The sequence below is a fragment of the Delftia sp. BGA-UO-ETr-SB1 genome (assembly GCF_059567865.1).
Window position 1 is genome coordinate 338,905 of record NZ_JCAQOW010000004.1, and the last position, 16,521, is coordinate 355,425.

At 66.3% G+C, this 16,521-nt stretch carries 15 protein-coding genes and 1 tRNA gene; 6 read left to right on the forward strand and 10 right to left on the reverse strand.

The window, feature by feature from the left end:
* Positions 1-43 precede the first annotated feature (43 nt).
* Complete coding sequence (locus AC57B5_RS02065; RefSeq protein WP_034398349.1) at positions 44-307, reverse strand: hypothetical protein; 264 nt, start codon at positions 305-307, stop codon at positions 44-46.
* 206 nt (positions 308-513) lie between these two features.
* On the opposite strand from AC57B5_RS02065, the gene AC57B5_RS02070 reads away from it, so the two are divergent.
* Together AC57B5_RS02070 and AC57B5_RS02075 are read left to right on the forward strand one after the other, a co-directional pair.
* Entirely contained in the window at positions 514-807 is a 294-nt protein-coding gene (locus AC57B5_RS02070) for a DUF2789 domain-containing protein (protein ID WP_199961389.1), read from the forward strand.
* 86 nt (positions 808-893) lie between these two features.
* Complete coding sequence (locus tag AC57B5_RS02075) at positions 894-2,825, forward strand: PAS domain S-box protein (protein ID WP_492385316.1); 1,932 nt, start codon at positions 894-896, stop codon at positions 2,823-2,825.
* Between the two features lie 45 nt (positions 2,826-2,870).
* Here the strand turns inward: AC57B5_RS02075 and AC57B5_RS02080 are convergent, their stop codons facing one another.
* From AC57B5_RS02080 to AC57B5_RS02090, 3 genes are all read right to left on the reverse strand, one after another.
* On the reverse strand, positions 2,871-3,068 hold the full coding sequence (locus AC57B5_RS02080; RefSeq protein ID WP_260263119.1) for a hypothetical protein: 198 nt from the start codon (positions 3,066-3,068) through the stop codon (positions 2,871-2,873).
* A 183-nt stretch (positions 3,069-3,251) separates the two neighbouring features.
* Positions 3,252-3,374 (reverse strand): hypothetical protein, encoded by a 123-nt coding sequence (locus AC57B5_RS02085; RefSeq protein WP_013803059.1) that lies wholly within the window; start codon positions 3,372-3,374, stop codon positions 3,252-3,254.
* Between the two features lie 136 nt (positions 3,375-3,510).
* The gene (locus tag AC57B5_RS02090) at positions 3,511-5,460 is read right to left on the reverse strand and encodes a sigma 54-interacting transcriptional regulator (protein WP_492802754.1); all 1,950 of its coding nucleotides are present in this window, start codon (positions 5,458-5,460) and stop codon (positions 3,511-3,513) included.
* 320 nt (positions 5,461-5,780) lie between these two features.
* Here AC57B5_RS02090 and AC57B5_RS02095 point away from each other — a divergent pair, with 320 nt between their 5' ends.
* Complete coding sequence (locus AC57B5_RS02095; protein ID WP_496398599.1) at positions 5,781-7,583, forward strand: NAD(P)/FAD-dependent oxidoreductase; 1,803 nt, start codon at positions 5,781-5,783, stop codon at positions 7,581-7,583.
* 69 nt (positions 7,584-7,652) lie between these two features.
* Positions 7,653-8,720 (forward strand): 2,3-butanediol dehydrogenase, encoded by a 1,068-nt coding sequence (locus AC57B5_RS02100; RefSeq protein ID WP_496398600.1) that lies wholly within the window; start codon positions 7,653-7,655, stop codon positions 8,718-8,720.
* A gap of 127 nt (positions 8,721-8,847) precedes the next feature.
* Here the strand turns inward: AC57B5_RS02100 and AC57B5_RS02105 are convergent.
* The 3 genes from AC57B5_RS02105 to AC57B5_RS02115 form a co-directional block, all read right to left on the reverse strand.
* Positions 8,848-8,937 (reverse strand) — tRNA-Ser (locus AC57B5_RS02105).
* Between the two features lie 58 nt (positions 8,938-8,995).
* Positions 8,996-9,562: a nucleotidyltransferase family protein gene (locus AC57B5_RS02110; RefSeq protein WP_096915908.1), complete on the reverse strand. Its 567-nt coding sequence runs from the start codon at positions 9,560-9,562 to the stop codon at positions 8,996-8,998.
* Between the two features lie 3 nt (positions 9,563-9,565).
* Entirely contained in the window at positions 9,566-10,510 is a 945-nt protein-coding gene (locus AC57B5_RS02115; protein ID WP_496399423.1) for a LysR substrate-binding domain-containing protein, read from the reverse strand.
* Positions 10,511-10,706: 196 nt separating this feature from the next.
* Here AC57B5_RS02115 and AC57B5_RS02120 point away from each other — a divergent pair, with 196 nt between their 5' ends.
* Complete coding sequence (locus AC57B5_RS02120; RefSeq protein WP_230355960.1) at positions 10,707-11,111, forward strand: tautomerase family protein; 405 nt, start codon at positions 10,707-10,709, stop codon at positions 11,109-11,111.
* A gap of 45 nt (positions 11,112-11,156) precedes the next feature.
* Here the strand turns inward: AC57B5_RS02120 and AC57B5_RS02125 are convergent, their stop codons facing one another.
* Positions 11,157-12,074: an SPFH domain-containing protein gene (locus AC57B5_RS02125; RefSeq protein WP_012204810.1), complete on the reverse strand. Its 918-nt coding sequence runs from the start codon at positions 12,072-12,074 to the stop codon at positions 11,157-11,159.
* 100 nt (positions 12,075-12,174) lie between these two features.
* Positions 12,175-12,600 (reverse strand): NfeD family protein, encoded by a 426-nt coding sequence (locus tag AC57B5_RS02130; RefSeq protein WP_012204811.1) that lies wholly within the window; start codon positions 12,598-12,600, stop codon positions 12,175-12,177.
* Between the two features lie 149 nt (positions 12,601-12,749).
* Between AC57B5_RS02130 and AC57B5_RS02135 the strand changes: the two genes are divergently transcribed.
* Positions 12,750-15,356 (forward strand): Orn/Lys/Arg family decarboxylase, encoded by a 2,607-nt coding sequence (locus AC57B5_RS02135; RefSeq protein WP_496398601.1) that lies wholly within the window; start codon positions 12,750-12,752, stop codon positions 15,354-15,356.
* Positions 15,357-15,451: 95 nt separating this feature from the next.
* Here AC57B5_RS02135 and AC57B5_RS02140 read toward each other — a convergent pair whose 3' ends face one another.
* Entirely contained in the window at positions 15,452-16,507 is a 1,056-nt protein-coding gene (locus tag AC57B5_RS02140; protein WP_496398602.1) for a Bug family tripartite tricarboxylate transporter substrate binding protein, read from the reverse strand.
* Positions 16,508-16,521: the final 14 nt, after the last annotated feature.

Genomic DNA, 16,521 nt, shown 5'->3' on the forward strand with positions numbered 1-16,521 from the left:
AAGGCCCACGCAAGTGGGCCTTTGTCCATCCGGGCAGTGCCGTTTACTCGGTCGCCTTCTTCAGCGATTCCTTGGCGTTGTCTGCCGACTGCTTGGAGCGCTTCTTGTGGTAGTCCGACTTGACGTTGTTCACGGCCTTGCCGACCGGCCCGCTGTCCTTGGCCTTGGCGTCGGCTTGCTTTTCCTTCACCTTGTGGTCTGCGGCGTCGGCGGCCTCGGAGGCGGCCTTGCCCACCTGGGCGTGGGCGGTCGACAGGCCTGCGGCGAAGGCAAGGGAAATGGCGGTGGCAAGCAGCAGTTTTTTCATGGAATAGATGTCCGGTGATGAGGTGGCTGCATGGTGCGCCAGTGCGCTGGTGCCGCCTTGTAGGAGCAGGGCTGTGCTGTGCGCGGGCACTGCTGCCCAAGCGCAGAAGGGCTTCCGACGGTAGCTTGCTTCGGTGTCCGACATGGGGCTGCCGGCCGAGCTTCTAGCCTTGGAGCAACCCCCGCCACACCCAAGAAGGACACACCATGATCACAGCCGAACCCACCATGACCAACCTCTTCGATCAGCTGGGACTGGACTCCAGCCCGGAGGGCATCCGTCAGTTCATTCTTTCGCACCGCCTGGAGAAAAACACGCTGCTGGTGGACGCTCCGTTCTGGACCGATGCACAACGCGCCCTGTTCTCGCAGCAGTGGCATGCCGATGCGACCTGGGCGCTGGTGGTGGACCAGCTCAGCGAGGCCTTGCATTCCGAGCCCGACCTGGACGCCGCGCCTGCCCCGGTGGCTTCCGAGCACGAACCGGAAGCGCGTCCCTGATCCTGTGATGCAACCGCTTGCGATGAATCCGTGCTGCTTACAATTTTCGCGGCGCATTCAACCCATTTGCCTACGGAGTCGCTCACATGCTGACCTCGAATGGTCTGGCGTCGGCCTCTCCAGGCTCCGACGCTCTCTTGCCCCTTGACCCGGGCCACGCCGTTCTGGATGCGTTTCCCGACGCCGTCTTTGTCGTTGGGCTCGACGGCCGTCTGGCCCACTGCAACCGCCAGGCCCGCAGCCTGCTGGACCACTCCGGAGATGCGCTGGAGGGCAGCGTTTTCGAAGAGCGTTTCGTGGCCCAGGCTGCGCGTTCGGGCTGGGCAAGCCGCCAATGGGAGCCTCCTGCCCAGGCCGCACAGCCCCGGCAGGCCAGCTGCTGGCCGCTTCTGACCTGTTCAGGGCGCGAGCGGCCCGTGGCTTCGAGCACATCGCGCATACGGCTGCCGGACGGCAGCCCGGCGTTGCTGCTGTGCGTGCGCGAGGCCGATGCGCACCCGCCTGCAGCGCCGCCGCCCCTGTCCAGCCCGCTTTCCAGCGCCGAGCGCAGCTTTGCCTTGCTGGTGCAAAGCGTGACCGACTATGCGATCTACATGCTCGACCCCGAAGGCCGCATCGTGAGCTGGAACCTGGGCGCCAAGCGCATCAAGGGCTATGAGGAGGAGGAGGTCCTCAACACCCATTTCTCGCGCTTTTACACGCCCGAAGACCAGCAGGCCGGGCTGCCCCAGGCGGGGCTGCGCACGGCGGTCAGCACGGGCCGCATGGAGGCCGAAGGCCTGCGCGTGCGCAAGGATGGCTCGCGTTTTTGGGCCTCGGTGGTCATCGATGCCATCTACGATGACGGCCGGCTGATCGGCTTTGCCAAGGTCACCCGCGATGTGACCGAGCGCAAGGCCGCCGAATCCCAGCTGCGCCAGGCCTTGAAGATGGAGGCCATCGGCCGCTTCACGGGCGGCGTGGCCCATGACTTCAACAACCTGCTGATGGCGGTGCTCAGCAGCCTGGAGCTGCTGCGCAAGCGCATGCCGCCCGACGAGCGGCTGCGCGCGCTGGTGGAGACCGCCACGCGCGGCGCCCAGCGTGGCGCCTCGCTGACCCAGCGCATGATGGCCTTTGCGCGGCAGCAGGAATTGAAGACGGAGGCCGTGGACGTGGCGGTGCTGCTGTCGGGCCTGCAAGGCCTGCTGCAGCAGGCGGCCGGCCCGCATATCTTTCTCAAGATGGCCCTGGCCGCCAACCTGCCGCGCATCCTCACCGACCCCAGCCAGTTCGAGAGCAGCATGCTCAACCTCGTCGCCAACTCGCGCGACGCCATGCCGGGCGGCGGCGTCATCAAGATCGCGGCGGCCGTGGAAACGATGCTGCCGCGCCAGCTTGCAGGCCTTGCGGCAGGCTCTTATGTCTGCGTGCGCGTGGAGGACACCGGCGAGGGCATGGACGAGCAGACGCTGTCCCGCGTGGTCGAGCCCTTCTTCACCACCAAGGGCGTGGGCAAGGGCACCGGCCTGGGCCTGGCCATGGTGGACGGGCTGGTGGCCCAATCCGGCGGCAAGCTCGTGCTGCACAGCACACCGGGCAACGGCACCACGGTGGAGATGTGGATGCCCATCTCCAAGGACGAGAGCACGGCCTGCCACCTGGGCACCCAGCGCACGCAGGACGTGGGACCCATGGACGTGCTGCTGGTGGACGACGACCCGCTGGTGCTGGCCAACGCCTCGGCCCTGCTGGAGGACCTGGGCCACCGTGTCACGGCCCTCGGCGCCGGGCAGGAGGCCATCGACCTGCTGGCGCGCCAGGCACGCTTTGACGTGGTCATCTCCGACTACGCCATGCCCGGCATGAACGGCGTCGAGCTGGCCGAACACATTGCGCAGCGGTATCCAGGCTTGAATTTCATCCTGGCCAGCGGCTTTGCAGATATCCCGGCGCTGCCGCCTGGAATGACGCGGCTGGCCAAGCCGTATTCGCAGGAGGATCTGAGCCAGTTGCTGCATCAGCTGGTGAGGGCGTGAGCACCCATGGAGATGGCCTGCGAAGCGTTTTCGCAAGCCATCACATCAAGATGGCAGGGTGGAAACAATGGCGCGATTGGCCTGCAGGTGGGCTTCAATCGACGCCAATTGCGCGTCGTAATCACTGATGACTTGCTGTGCGGAGGTACTCCGCGGCATCCTTGTTTTTAGAAAAACAAGAACGGGTATGAAGATCAAGGAAAGCATCCACGCCAACGTGAGCGCAGTGTTGATGGCAGTCATCTTGATCTGGTTTTCTCGGGCAATCCAAAGCCAAAGCTGCCCATACATGCCAAGTCACCCGGCCGTATTCATTGCATGACCCATGGGCAGCGAGCCGGGCGGTGTAGCGCTGAATGCGGCGGGTTTGACCAGGCTGCATGCGCAGCCAGACCTGCTCCAGTTGTTGCAGCCGTGGGGGAGGGCTCAGACACCTGCCTTCTCGAACAGCCGGCGCAATACCTGCATGGGCAGGAACCTGACCTTTCGCCGTTTCAGTTCCCGCCGGAACAGGCGCTCGCGTTCAATGAAGTTGATCTTGGGTTTCATCTTTTTTTGGGGCTGCAATGGACGAAACGCGCCAATCTACTGGTGAACGCCGCAGCTCCTGTAACACCGTGTCAGCGATGCTTCGGGATTGCCGGTTGCCGGTTGCCGGTTGCCGGTTGCCCGTTGGCGCTCGGCCCTATGGGCCGCGCCATTGGGCATGCCGCACGCCAAGCTGCAGCTGCTGGATGCGGCGGTGGATGGTGGAGCGGCTGACGCCGAGCTGGCGCGCCGCCTCGGAGACGTTGCCCTGGCATTGGGCCAGCAGTTGCTCCAGCGCCTGTGCGGCGGGCTCGCTGGTGTTGCTGGCCAGGGCGGCGGTGCAGGGTGGGGTGCCGTGCAGTGCGTCGGGCAGGTGGTCGGGCTCGATGCTGCCGTCGCCATCGTTCCCGCACAGGGCTGCGGCGTAGCGCAGCGCGTTGTGCAGTTCGCGCAGGTTGCCGGGCCAGGCGTGCGCGGCCAGCAGCGCGCGGGCCGCGTCGCCCAGGTGCAGATGGCTGCCCAGCGTGGCCAGCATCTGGTCGGCAATGGCCTGCAGGTCGCTTCGCTGGCGCAGGGCGGGCAGTTGCAGCTCGGCGGCATTGAGGCGGTAAAGCAGGTCTTCGCGGAAGCTGCCGCGCCGCACCAACTCGGCCAGCGGCCGGTGCGAGGCCGAGATGACGCGAACGGACACCGCCCGTGGCGCGCGGGCGCCCAGCGGGGTGATTTCGGATTCGGACAGGACACGCAGCAGCTTGGCTTGCAGGGCCAGTGGCATATCGCCGATCTCGTCGAGGAACAGCGTGCCTTCGTGCGCCGCGGCTATCAGGCCCTCGCGGCCCTTGCTGGCGCCGCCGGTCCAGGTGCCGGGCAGGTAGCCGAACAGCTCGCTTTCCAGCAGCGCCTCGGGAATGGCCGCGCAGTTGATGGCGACGAAGGCGCCGCTGCGGCCGCTGCTGGCATGCAGCGCGCGGGCCAGGTATTCCTTGCCTGCGCCAGTCTCCCCCTGCACCAGGATGGGCAGCGTTTGCGGCGCGAGCCGTGCGGCCTTGCGCAGCAGCGTCTGCAGCTTGGCATCCCCCGTGTCCAACGCCTGCAGCGCTGCCGGCAGCGGGGGCTGCGCCGGCATTGCCTGCGCGCGCAGGCGGCGTGTCGGGCGCTGCGGCTCCATGGCATGGGCGAAGAGGATGCTGCCGTCGCGGGCGCGGATGATGCGCTCCTGCGCCGGGCGATGGCGGCGCAGCTCGGGCAGGTGGCGCAGGTCCACGTCGAAGAAGCGCTCCAGCGGCTGGCCGATGAGCTTGTGGCGCTGGCGCCAGTCCAGCTGCGCTGCGGCCACCAGCAGGCGGGCGCCCGCGTGGGTCATGGCGCGGATGCGGCCCCGTGCGTCCACGCTGATGGAGGCGTCGGGATCGACGTCGAGGAAATCGGGCGACTGCGCCAGGCGCACCACCCAGTCCTGGCCGGACTGGGCCATCAGGTTGGCCTGCTCCACGCGCCGCGCAGCGGCCACGACGAGGTTGAGCGCCAGGTTCTGGCTGGCCCGCTCGGCGGGTGAGCGCAGCAGCGACAGGTCCAGCACCGCCGCGAGTTCGCCGTGCATGTCGTAGATGGGCGCGGCCGTGCAGGACAGGCCGGTGTGGGTGAAGTCGAAATGGTCGCTCTGGTGCACGGTCAGCGCCTCGCCCGTTTCCAGGCAGGCCCCCACGGCCGAGGTGCCCGAGTGGTCCTCGCGCCACTGCGCGCCCAGGTACAAGCCTGCGCGGCGCAGGTCGCCAGCGTCGGCCTCGTGCCCGAGGAAGTCCACGGCCACGCCGTGCCGGTCCGCCAGCAGCAGCACGTAGTCCAGGCCCTTGAGCTGCTGGTACAGCCGCTCCAGCGCATGGCGGGCGATGTGGATCAGCGGCTCGGATTCCTCGCGGTGCGCGCGCAGCTGGCCGTCGGTCACGATGTGGGCTTCGCTGGTATGCGCCGGGTCGAGCCGGTGGGAGTCGATGCAGCGGCGCCAGCTGCGCAGCACGGCGCGGTCGCGCTCTTGGCCGCGGTTGGAGTAGCCGAGGCCAAAGGCTTCGATTTCCTGGATGTGCGAGGCGTAGGACTGCAGGGGCATGGCGTGGAGTCGATGCGGGCTTTGAAAGTGCCGCAGACGATTCTGTGCCCCGCACCTGGCTACGCCAATGGAGATTTACCCACTGCTCCTGCTGCGCTGCAGCACGCCTGGTGCGACAGGTGTCGCAGGGCTGCCCCACCTGTCGCGGGCGGCAACGCCGGGCAGCGGGGTGCAAGGCGCAGGGTTTGTACCGGAGGCGCGCAGGCAACCCCTTGATTTGCCTGGCGCATCCTGCCGCCGGGCCTGTCTGGCATGGTGATTGCGTAAGAGCGCCTGCCCGAAGAAAAACCAGCGGGCATGACCGCATCAAGGAGACAACCATGACCGATACGACGCCCAACGCCCGCGCCAAGGCGCTGCTTGACCAACTCAACCATGCCCTGGGAGACCGCGACTTCGCGGCCGCCAGCCGCCTGTTCGCCGATGAATGCTACTGGCGCGACCTGGTGCTGCTGACCTGGAACATCAAGACCATGGAAGGGCGCAGCCAGATCGCCGACATGCTGGCTGCGCAGCTGGACGCCGCGGCGCCCGTGCGCTTTTCGCTGGACGAGCGTGAGGCGGTGGAGGAGGCCGATGGCGTGGTGTCCGCCTGGATCGTGATCGACACGCGCCATGCGCGCGGCGGCGGCCATGTCCGCATCAGGGACGGGCGCATCTGGACGCTGCTGACGGCCGCCCAGGAGCTCAAGGGCCATGAGGAACCCATGGGCACGCGCCGCCCGATGGGGGCCGAGCACGGCATCCGGCGTGGCCGCCAGACCTGGCTGGAGCGCCGCCAGCAGGAGGCCCAGGAGCTGGGCCGCGACAAGCAGCCTTTCGTGCTCGTCATCGGCGGCGGCCAGGGCGGCATTGCGCTGGGCGCGCGGCTGCGCCAGCTGGGGGTATCGCACATCGTCATCGACCGCCAGGCGCGCCCCGGCGACCAGTGGCGCAACCGCTATAAATCGCTGTGCCTGCACGACCCGGTCTGGTACGACCACCTGCCGTACATGCCTTTCCCGGACAACTGGCCCGTGTTCGCGCCCAAGGACAAGATCGGCGACTGGCTGGAGATGTACACCAAGGTGATGGAGGTCAACTACTGGCCCTCCACCGATTGCCTGAACGCCCGCTTCGATGAGGACAGGCAGGAATGGGAAGTCACCGTGGAGCGCAACGGCGAGACGCAGGTGCTGCGCCCCAAGCATGTGGTGTTTGCCACCGGCATGTCGGGCAAGGCGAATGTGCCCAAGATCAAGGGCCAGGACGTGTTCAAGGGCGAGCAGCAGCACTCGTCCCAGCACCATGGCCCGGATGCCTACGCGGGCAAGAAGGTGGTGGTGATCGGCGCCAACAATTCGGCGCACGACATCTGCGCGGCCCTGTGGGAGCACGGCGCCGATGTGACCATGGTGCAGCGCTCGTCCACGCACATCGTGCGCTCCGATTCGCTGATGGACATCGGCCTGGGCGACCTGTATTCGGAGCGCGCCGTGGCCAGCGGCGTGACGACCAGGAAGGCGGACCTGATCTTCGCCTCGCTGCCCTACCGCATCATGGCCGACTTCCAGGTGCCGGTGTACGACCGCATCCGCGAGCGCGACGCGGACTTCTACCGCAAGCTAGAGGCGACCGGCTTCATGCTGGACTTCGGTGATGACGACTCCGGCCTTTTCATGAAGTACCTGCGCCGCGCCTCGGGCTACTACATCGACGTGGGGGCCTGTGATCTGGTGATCGACGGCAGCATCAAGCTGCAGGCGGGCAAACAGATCAGCCACCTGTCGGAAAACGCGGTGGTGCTGGCCGATGGCACCGAGCTGCCGGCGGACCTGGTGGTCTACGCGACCGGCTATGGCTCCATGAACGGCTGGGTGGCCGACCTGATCAGCCAGGAGGTGGCAGACAAGGTGGGCAAGGTCTGGGGCCTGGGCTCGGACACCACCAAGGACCCGGGACCGTGGGAGGGTGAGCAGCGCAACATGTGGAAGCCCACGCAGCAAGAGGCGCTGTGGTTCCACGGCGGCAACCTGCACCAGTCGCGCCACTACTCGCTGTACCTGGCGCTGCAGCTCAAGGCGCGGCAGGAAGGCCTGCCAGTGCGTGTCTATGACCTGCAGCAAGTTCATCACCTGCGGTAAGGCCGAATAATCGCCATGGGGCGGCTGTGCCGCCCGCCAACCCAGCCTTGCAAAACAGAAAGTTCAATCATGAAAGCAGCACGTTTCTACGACCGGGGCGACATCCGCATCGAAGACATCCCCGAACCCGTGGTGGAGCCCGGCACCGTGGGCATCGAGGTGGCCTGGTGCGGCATCTGCGGCACGGATTTGCATGAGTTCATGGAAGGGCCGATCTTCATTCCGCCCTGCGGCCATCCGCACCCCATCTCGGGCGAGTCCGCACCCATCACCATGGGGCACGAGTTCTCCGGCGTGGTGTACGCCGTGGGCGCGGGCGTCGACGATATCAAGGTCGGTCAGCACGTCGTGGTGGAGCCCTACATCGTGGCCGACGATGTGCCCACGGGGCCGGGCGACCACTACCACCTGTCCAAGGACATGAATTTCATCGGCCTGGGCGGGCGCGGCGGCGGGCTGTCCGAGCGGATTGCGGTCAAGCGCCGCTGGGTGCACCCGATCTCCAGTGCCATTCCACTGGACCAGGCCGCGCTGATCGAGCCGCTGTCCGTGGGCCACCATGCCTATACCCGCAGCGGAGCGAAAGCGGGTGATGTGGCGCTGGTCGGCGGTGCAGGCCCCATCGGCCTGCTGCTGTCCGCCATCCTGAAGGCCAAGGGCCTGACGGTGGTCATCACCGAACTGAGCGCCAAGCGCAAGCAGAAGGCGCGTGAATCGGGCGTGGCCGATCACATCCTCGACCCCTCCGAAGTGGACGTGGTGGCCGAGGTGATGAAGCTCACCGGCGGCAAGGGCGTGGATGTGTCGTTCGAATGCTCCAGCGTGAACAAGGTGCTGGACACGCTGGTGGCCGTGACGAAGGCCACGGGCGTGGTGGTGATCGTGTCCATCTGGAGCCATCCGGCCACCATCAACGTGCACAGCGTGGTCATGAAGGAGCTGGACGTGCGCGGCACCATTGCCTACTGCAACGACCACCAGGAAACCATCAAGCTGGTCGAGGAGGGCAAGATCAACCTCGAGCCCTTCATCACCCAGCGCATCCAGCTCGATGACCTGGTGGCGCATGGCTTTGACACGCTGATCCACAACAACGAATCGGCGGTGAAGATCATCGTGCAGCCACGGCTCAGGTAGCCCGGGCGGCAGGCCTGAATCGAACCCGCTGCGATCAGGAGCGGGTTCGCCTGATGCCTGCCGTGCGGTCACACGCTGCACAAAGAAAAAAGCCCTTGATTGAATCAATCAAGGGCTTAGATCATTTTGGCGGAGAGGGCGGGATTCGAACCCGCGGTGGGGATTAGCCCACACACGCTTTCCAGGCGTGCGACTTAAACCGCTCATCCACCTCTCCGAAGACCGCGATTCTAGCACTGGTTTTGCACGTCCTGGACAAACTCCATGGTGTGCCATCAATTCGCCACGGTGAGCCAAGGCCAGCGCTCTTGGTAGTTTCGCGCTTTGGCCTCGAACATGGCCGGTTGTGCGAACCTGGGGTTGATGCGCAGCCGGCCTGCCGCGAGGTCTGCCAGTCCATCGGGCGCATACAGCTCCCCGCTGGTCACATCGATGCCAACGCAGGTGCAGGCGATCAGGTAACGGTCCATGCCATCGCGGGCGCTACGCAGTTGGGGATAGGGCGCGTTGAAGCGCTGTGGATACCACAGGTGCACGCGCGCCTGGTTGCGTATTTCGATGCGGGCGCCCAGGTCTGCCAGCAACTGCTCGGCCTTGCGGATTACGGCGTCTTCGGCTTCCCACGACAGGTCGTTGTCGTCGAAGTAGAAGATGTCGTAGTCCTTCACGCCCCAGCCTGCAGGGCGGCCTGAGTGTTGATTCCACCAGGCCTGGAACAGGCAGCCTGCCGTCAGGTGGCATTGATTCAGGCCCAGGGCCGGCAGGCGCTGCAGGAGTGCGGCGTTGATGGGGTTCTGCCTGGCGATGGTCACAAACTCCTCGGAATTTGGCGTGGTTGGCATAGTTCAAATCTTGCGGGGAGTCGTTGTGTTCTGTTGGAAGTTCTGCACTTGCGGCATGGCCCGCACCTGCGCCTGCAGCCACGTGCACAGGGTGTCGAGCCGGGCAGGCGCGGCGGTGCTGCGGCGCAGTGCCAGGTAGCGGTAGCCGGAGGCCGTGAAGCCGAAGGGTGCCAGCAGGCGGCCGGCCTGCACGTCGTCCATCACCAGGTGCCAGGGAGCGACGGCTGCACCCAGGCCGCGCAGCGCCGCTTCCAGCGTGAAGTAGTAGTGCTCGTAGACGGGGCCTACCGCTGCGGGCGGGGCCATGTCCATGGAGGCGGCCCACAGGTCCCAGGCATCGCGCCGGCCGCGCGTGTGCAGCAAGGGGAGGCTGGCCAGGTCATGGGGCCGCGCGACAGGCCCGGCCATTGCGGGGGACATCACGGGGCCCAGGTACTCGTCGAAAAGCGGCAGGGCCAACTCGTCGTCTGCAATGGCCTGGCCGCTGTTGCCGCTGCTGTCGGTGGGAATGGCCGTGATGAGCAGGTCGCAGCCTTCGCGTGCAGCGTCGGTGCCGGTGTCCGTGGTGCGCAGGCGCACCTCGATGCCGGGGTGGTGCGCGTGGAAGTCGAACAGCCGGGGGATCAGCCATTTGACGGTGAAGGTGCTGAAGCAGGCCACGTCCAGCGGGCCTTCGTGGGCGTCGCCCAGGCTGCGCACCGCCTCATGGATCTGCTCGAAGGCCTGGGTGAGCGCGGGCTGCAGGGTGCGCGCCGCTGCGGTGAGCGTGGGGCGGGCCTTGGTGCCCGCGAACAGCGCCAGGCCCAGGTGCTGCTCCAGCTGCCGTACCTGGCGGCTGACGGCGCCGGGCGAGACGCACAGCTCGTCTGCCGCCGCCGTCATGCGGCCCAGGCGTGCGGCAGCTTCAAAGGCGCGCAGGGCGGCCAGCGGGGGCAGGCGGCGGGTCATGGGTGGGGTCATGAGTCGGGTCATGATTCGGGTCACGGGCGGGTGGAGGCTATGTGAGTTCCAGGTACATAGAACCGGCCAAATCATCGCTTTTCAGGCAATGGGCCGGTGGATAGATTTGCCGCTTCGGCCGGCAATCCTGCGTGGATTCTGGCCGGACTCTTCCTCTCCATTCGATCCCAAAGCACATAGCACCATGCCCTTCGTCCACACCTATCTGCCCCAGTCCACCTCCACTTCCCAGCGCGATGCCGTCGTGCAGGGCATCCACCAGGCGCTGGTGCAAGGCATTGGCATGCCCGAGGACGAGCTGTTCAACATGGTGCACCCGTACGCTCCCGGGCAGTTCGCGTTCAGCCGCAGTTTCAACGGGGTGGTGCGTTCGGATGCGGTGGTGGTGGTCGAGATCACCATGCGGCGCGGACGCAGCGACGCGATGAAGAAGGCCTTGTATGCGGCCATTGCGCGCAACCTGCACGAGGGGGCCGGGGTTGCGCCGGCCGATGTGTTCATCTTCATGCATGAGAACGACTACTCGGACTGGTCCGTGGGCCATGGGCGCTTCGCCATGGCACTGGTGCAGCAGACCGGCGCGCAATGAAAAACGGGCCGCGATGGCCCGTTCTTGGTGGGGTTCCGGCGGATCTCAGCTGGTGCGCTGTCCGGTCTGGATCATCTTCATGGCCGAGGTGATCAGGCTCGATACCTCGGTCATGTTGCTGGGAACGATCAAGGTGGTGGTGGCGTCCGATGCCACCTGGCTGTAGGCCTCGACGGCCTTTTCGGCCACCTTGAGCTGCACGGCCTGTTCGCCGCCGGGCTGGCGGATGGCGTTGGCCACGCGTTCGATGGCCTGGGCGGTGGCGTCGGCCACGGCCTTGATGGATTCGGCCTCGCCCTGGGCCTTGTTGATGACGGCCTGCTTCTCGCCTTCGGAGCGTGCGATGAAGGCTTCGCGCTCGCCGGTGGCGATGTTGATCTGTTCCTGGCGGCGGCCTTCAGAGGCGGCGATCAGGGCGCGCTTTTCGCGCTCGGCCGTGATCTGGGCCTGCATGGAGCGCAGGATTTCGGCCGGTGGCGTCAGGTCCTTGATTTCATAGCGCAGCACCTTCACGCCCCAGTTGAGCGCGGCCTCGTCGATGGCGGAGACCACCTGGGCATTGATCATGTCGCGCTCCTCGAAGGTCTTGTCCAGTTCGAGCTTGCCGATCACGCTGCGCAGCGAGGTCTGGGCCAGCTGGGTGACGGCCATGATGTAGTTGGACGAGCCGTAGCTGGCGCGCATGGGGTCGGTGACCTGGAAGTAGAGGATGCCGTCCACCTGCAGCTGGGTGTTGTCGCGCGTGATGCAGACCTGGCTGGGCACATCCAGCGGGATTTCCTTGAGGCTGTGCTTGTAGGCCACGCGGTCCACGAAGGGCACGAGGAAGTTCAGGCCCGGCGTGAGCGTGCCGGCGTACTTGCCAAGGCGTTCCTTGACCCATGCGTGCTGCTGGGGCACGACCTTGACGGATCGTGCGATGAAGATGGCCGCGATGACGGCGATGACGATGGCGATTTCCATGGTGTCTCCAAGCCCGGAGGGCATTCAGTGAAACAAGAGGGTGAGGCGAAGGGGCGCGAGGACTGCATCCCCAGGTGTGCGCAAGAGGTGCAGCGGTGGCTCAGAGCTTGTCCACGAGCAGCCGGTTGCCGACGACCTCGGCCACGCGGTGCATGCCGGCCGAGGGCAGGTTGCCCGGGCGGCCGATCACGGTCCATTGGGCGCCACGGTAGCGGACCTGGGCCGTGCCGTCGGAATTCCATTGCTCGACCATGACGGACTCGCCTATGTCGAGGTTGACATCGCGGTTGCTCGATGCCGGCTGGCGGCTGGGCTGGCGGCGGCGCACCAGATAGCAGGCCAGCACGAAGGCGCTGCCCAGCGCGGCGGCGATGATGATCTGTGCAATGGGCGCCAGGCCCGCATGCGCGCACAGCGCGCCGACGATGGCGCCCAGCGCCAGCATCAGCAGATAGAAGCTGCCGGTCAGCAGCTCGGCGATGACCAAGGCGCCGGCGACTAGCCACCAGATGGTGGAATATTCCATGCGTGAGACTCCCTTTGTGACAGTTGCTTGTGTTTAGTGCAGCACATTCTGGGTGAAAATCCGCACGCTTCAAAGGCGCAATAAGGATATTCCTTACACTTCGCGCCTGTTTCGTTTTTTGGCCCGCTCAGGTTACGGAGGCTGCCCCCATGAAGTTTCGCTTTCCCATCGTCATCATCGACGAGGACTACCGCTCCGAGAACACCTCGGGCCTGGGCATCCGCGCCCTGGCCCAGGCCATCGAGGAAGAAGGTTTCGAGGTGCTGGGCGTGACCAGCTATGGCGACCTGTCGCAATTCGCGCAGCAGCAAAGCCGGGCCAGTGCCTTCATTCTGTCCATCGATGACGAGGAGTTCTCGCTGGGCGATGGCGGAACCGATCCCGTGATCCACAGCCTGCGCAGCTTCATCGGCGAAGTGCGCCGCAAGAACGCCGATGTGCCGATCTACATCTACGGCGAGACCAAGACCAGCCGCCACCTGCCCAACGACATCCTGCGCGAGCTGCACGGCTTCATCCACATGTTCGAGGACACGCCGGAGTTCGTGGCCAAGCACATCATCCGCGAAGCCAAGAGCTACCTGGAAGGCGTGCAGCCGCCGTTCTTCAAGGCGCTGCTGGACTATGCGGAAGACGGCTCCTACAGCTGGCACTGCCCCGGACACTCGGGCGGCGTGGCCTTCCTGAAAAGCCCCGTGGGCCAGATGTACCACCAGTTCTACGGCGAGAACATGCTGCGCGCCGACGTGTGCAACGCGGTGGAGGAGCTGGGCCAGTTGCTGGACCACAACGGCGCCATCGGCGAGAGCGAGCGCAATGCCGCCCGCATCTTCAATGCCGACCATTGCTACTTCGTGACCAACGGCACGTCCACGTCGAACAAGATCGTGTGGCACCACGCCGTGGCGCCCGGCGACGTGGTGGTGGTGGACCGCAACTGCCACAAGTCCATCCTGCACTCCATCATCATGACGGGTGCGATTCCGGTGTTCCTCAAGCCCACGCGCAACCACTTCGGCATCATCGGCCCGATCCCGCAAAGCGAGTTCTCGGTGGAGTCCATCCAGGCCAAGATCGCGGCCAATCCGCTGCTCAAGGGCGTGGATGCCAAGACGGTCAAGCCGCGCGTGCTGACGCTGACGCAGTCCACCTACGACGGCGTGCTCTACAACACCGAGACCATCAAGAGCATGCTGGACGGCTATGTGGCCAACCTGCACTTCGATGAGGCCTGGCTGCCGCACGCTGCCTTCCACCCGTTCTATGGCAGCTACCACGCCATGGGCAAGAAGCGCGCGCGCCCCAAGCACTCGGTGGTGTATGCCACGCAGTCCATCCACAAGCTGCTGGCCGGCATCAGCCAGGCCTCGCATGTGCTGGTGCAGGACAGCCAGACCGAAAAGCTGGACCACCACCTGTTCAACGAGGCGTACCTGATGCACACCTCGACCAGCCCGCAGTACAGCATCATCGCCAGCTGCGACGTGGCCGCCGCGATGATGGAGCCGCCCGGCGGCACGGCCCTGGTGGAGGAGTCCATTCTGGAAGCGCTGGACTTCCGCCGCGCCATGCGCAAGGTGGAGGACGAGTTCGGCGACGACGACTGGTGGTTCGAGGTCTGGGGTCCCGAGAAGCTGGCCGATGAAGGCGTGGGCTCGGCCCAGGACTGGATCATCCGCGGCCATGACGCGGCACCCAAGCGCTCCAAGGCCAAGAACGGCAAGGAGTTCGACAACTGGCACGGCTTCGGCGAGCTGGCCGACGGCTTCAACATGCTGGACCCGATCAAGTCCACCATCGTGACGCCGGGCCTGGACCTGGACGGCGATTTCTCGGACACGGGCATCCCCGCCTCCATCGTGACCAAGTACCTGGCCGAGCACGGCGTGGTGGTGGAGAAGACGGGCCTGTACTCGTTCTTCATCATGTTCACCATCGGCATCACCAAGGGCCGCTGGAACACCATGCTGACGGCGCTGCAGCAGTTCAAGGACGACTACGACCGCAACCAGCCGCTGGCGCGCATCCTGCCCGAGTTCTGCCAGCAGCACCGCCGCTACGAGCGCATGGGCCTGCGCGACCTGTGCCAGCACGTGCACCAGCTGTACGCCAAGTACGACATCGCCCGCCTGACGACCGAGATGTACCTGTCGGACCTGCAGCCCGCCATGAAGCCCACCGATGCCTACGCCCACATCGCGCAGCGCAAGACCGAGCGCGTGGAGATCGACCACCTGGAGGGCCGCATCACCGTGGGCCTGGTCACGCCGTACCCGCCCGGCATTCCGCTGCTGATTCCCGGCGAAGTGTTCAACCGCAAGATCGTGGACTACCTGCTGTTTGCGCGCGAGTTCGCCAAGGAGTGCCCGGGCTTCGAGACCGACATCCACGGCCTGGTGGAACTGCAAAGCGAAGATGGCGAAGTGCGCTACTACGCCGACTGCGTGGCCGGGACCGCGCCGGCGCGCAAGACGCCGGCAGGTGGCAAGCCTGCTGCGAAGAAGGCCGTGAAGACTGCAGCCAAGCCTGCGGCCAAGACAGCCGCCAAGGCAGCCGCCAAGACAGTTGCCAAGGCAGCCGCGAAACCGGCAGCCAAGCCGGCCGCCAAGGTTGCCGCGGTCAAGGCGCCTGCCAAGCGCCCCGCAGCGCGCAAGGTGCAGCCCGCCGCGCCTGAAGTCGGCACCGCAGCCAAGCCTGCGCGCGGCCGCAAGATGGTGCAGGTGGGGGACGATGGTCCCTTCGGCCGCACGATCTGATCTCCGGGCCGGCTGACGGCCCATAAAAAGGCGCGGGTCCCGAAAGGGGCTCCGCGCCTTTTTCATTGCGCCGCTGCGGCGTTGTTGTTCCGTGGTCACTCCAGGCGTATCTTTGCGTCGCGGATCAGCGCGGCCCAGTCCGTCTGTTCCTTGAGCAGGTATTGGGCGGCATCCTGGATGCTGCCGCCCAGGGCCGTGCTGCCCTCGGCCTGCAGTTGCTGCTGCACGGCGGGCTGCTGCAGGGCCGCGTTCACGGCGGTGTTCATCTTCTGCACGATGGCAGCCGGCGTGCCCTTGGGCGCGGCGATGAGCTTCCAGTCCACGGCCTCGAAGCCTGCATAGCCCGATTCGGCCACGGTGGGCACCTCGGGCAGGATGGGCAGGCGCTTGGCCGAGGTCACGGCCAGGGCGCGCAGCTTGCCGCCCTTGAGCAGCGGATAGACGGCCTGGGGCGTGCCGAACATGTAGTGCGTCTGCTTGCCCAGCAGGTCGGTCACGGCCGGCGCTGCGCCCTTGTAGGGCACGTTGAGCACCTGGATGCCGGCCTTGAAGGCCAGCATCTCGCCGGCCAGGTGGCCTACCGTACCCGTCGATGCCAGGCCCTGGCGGATGCCGCCCGGGTCGGCCTTGGCGGCCTTGACCAGGTCCTGCACCGACTTCCATGGCGAGTCCTGCGGCACGACCAGCACCGTGGGCTGGGCAGCGACCAGGGCCACGGGGATCAGGTCGGTGCGCGGGTTGAAGGGCATGCTGGGCAGCAGGGCGGGGTTGATGGCGAGGTTGGCGGTCTGGCCCATGCCGAAGGTATAGCCATCCGGCGCGGACTTGGCCACGGCATCCAGGCCGATGTTGCCGCCCGCGCCGGGCTTGTTGTCCACGACCACGGTCCATTTGTTCAGCGTGCCCACGCGCTCGCTGATCTGGCGCGCGACCGCGTCCGTGCCGCCGCCCGGTGTGTAGGGCACGACCATGCGCACGGCGCGTGAGGGCCAGTGGTCAGGCTGGGCCTGGGCCGCCAGCGGGAGCAGGGCGGCAGCCAATGCGGGCAGGGCGCACAGCAGCAACTGGCGGCGCGGGGCGGAACAAGGGCGGACCTGGGTCTGTGCCTGTGTCCGGTTTTGGGCGGTCGGGTTGCGGTGGATGGCGGGCATGGTGTTGTCTCCGG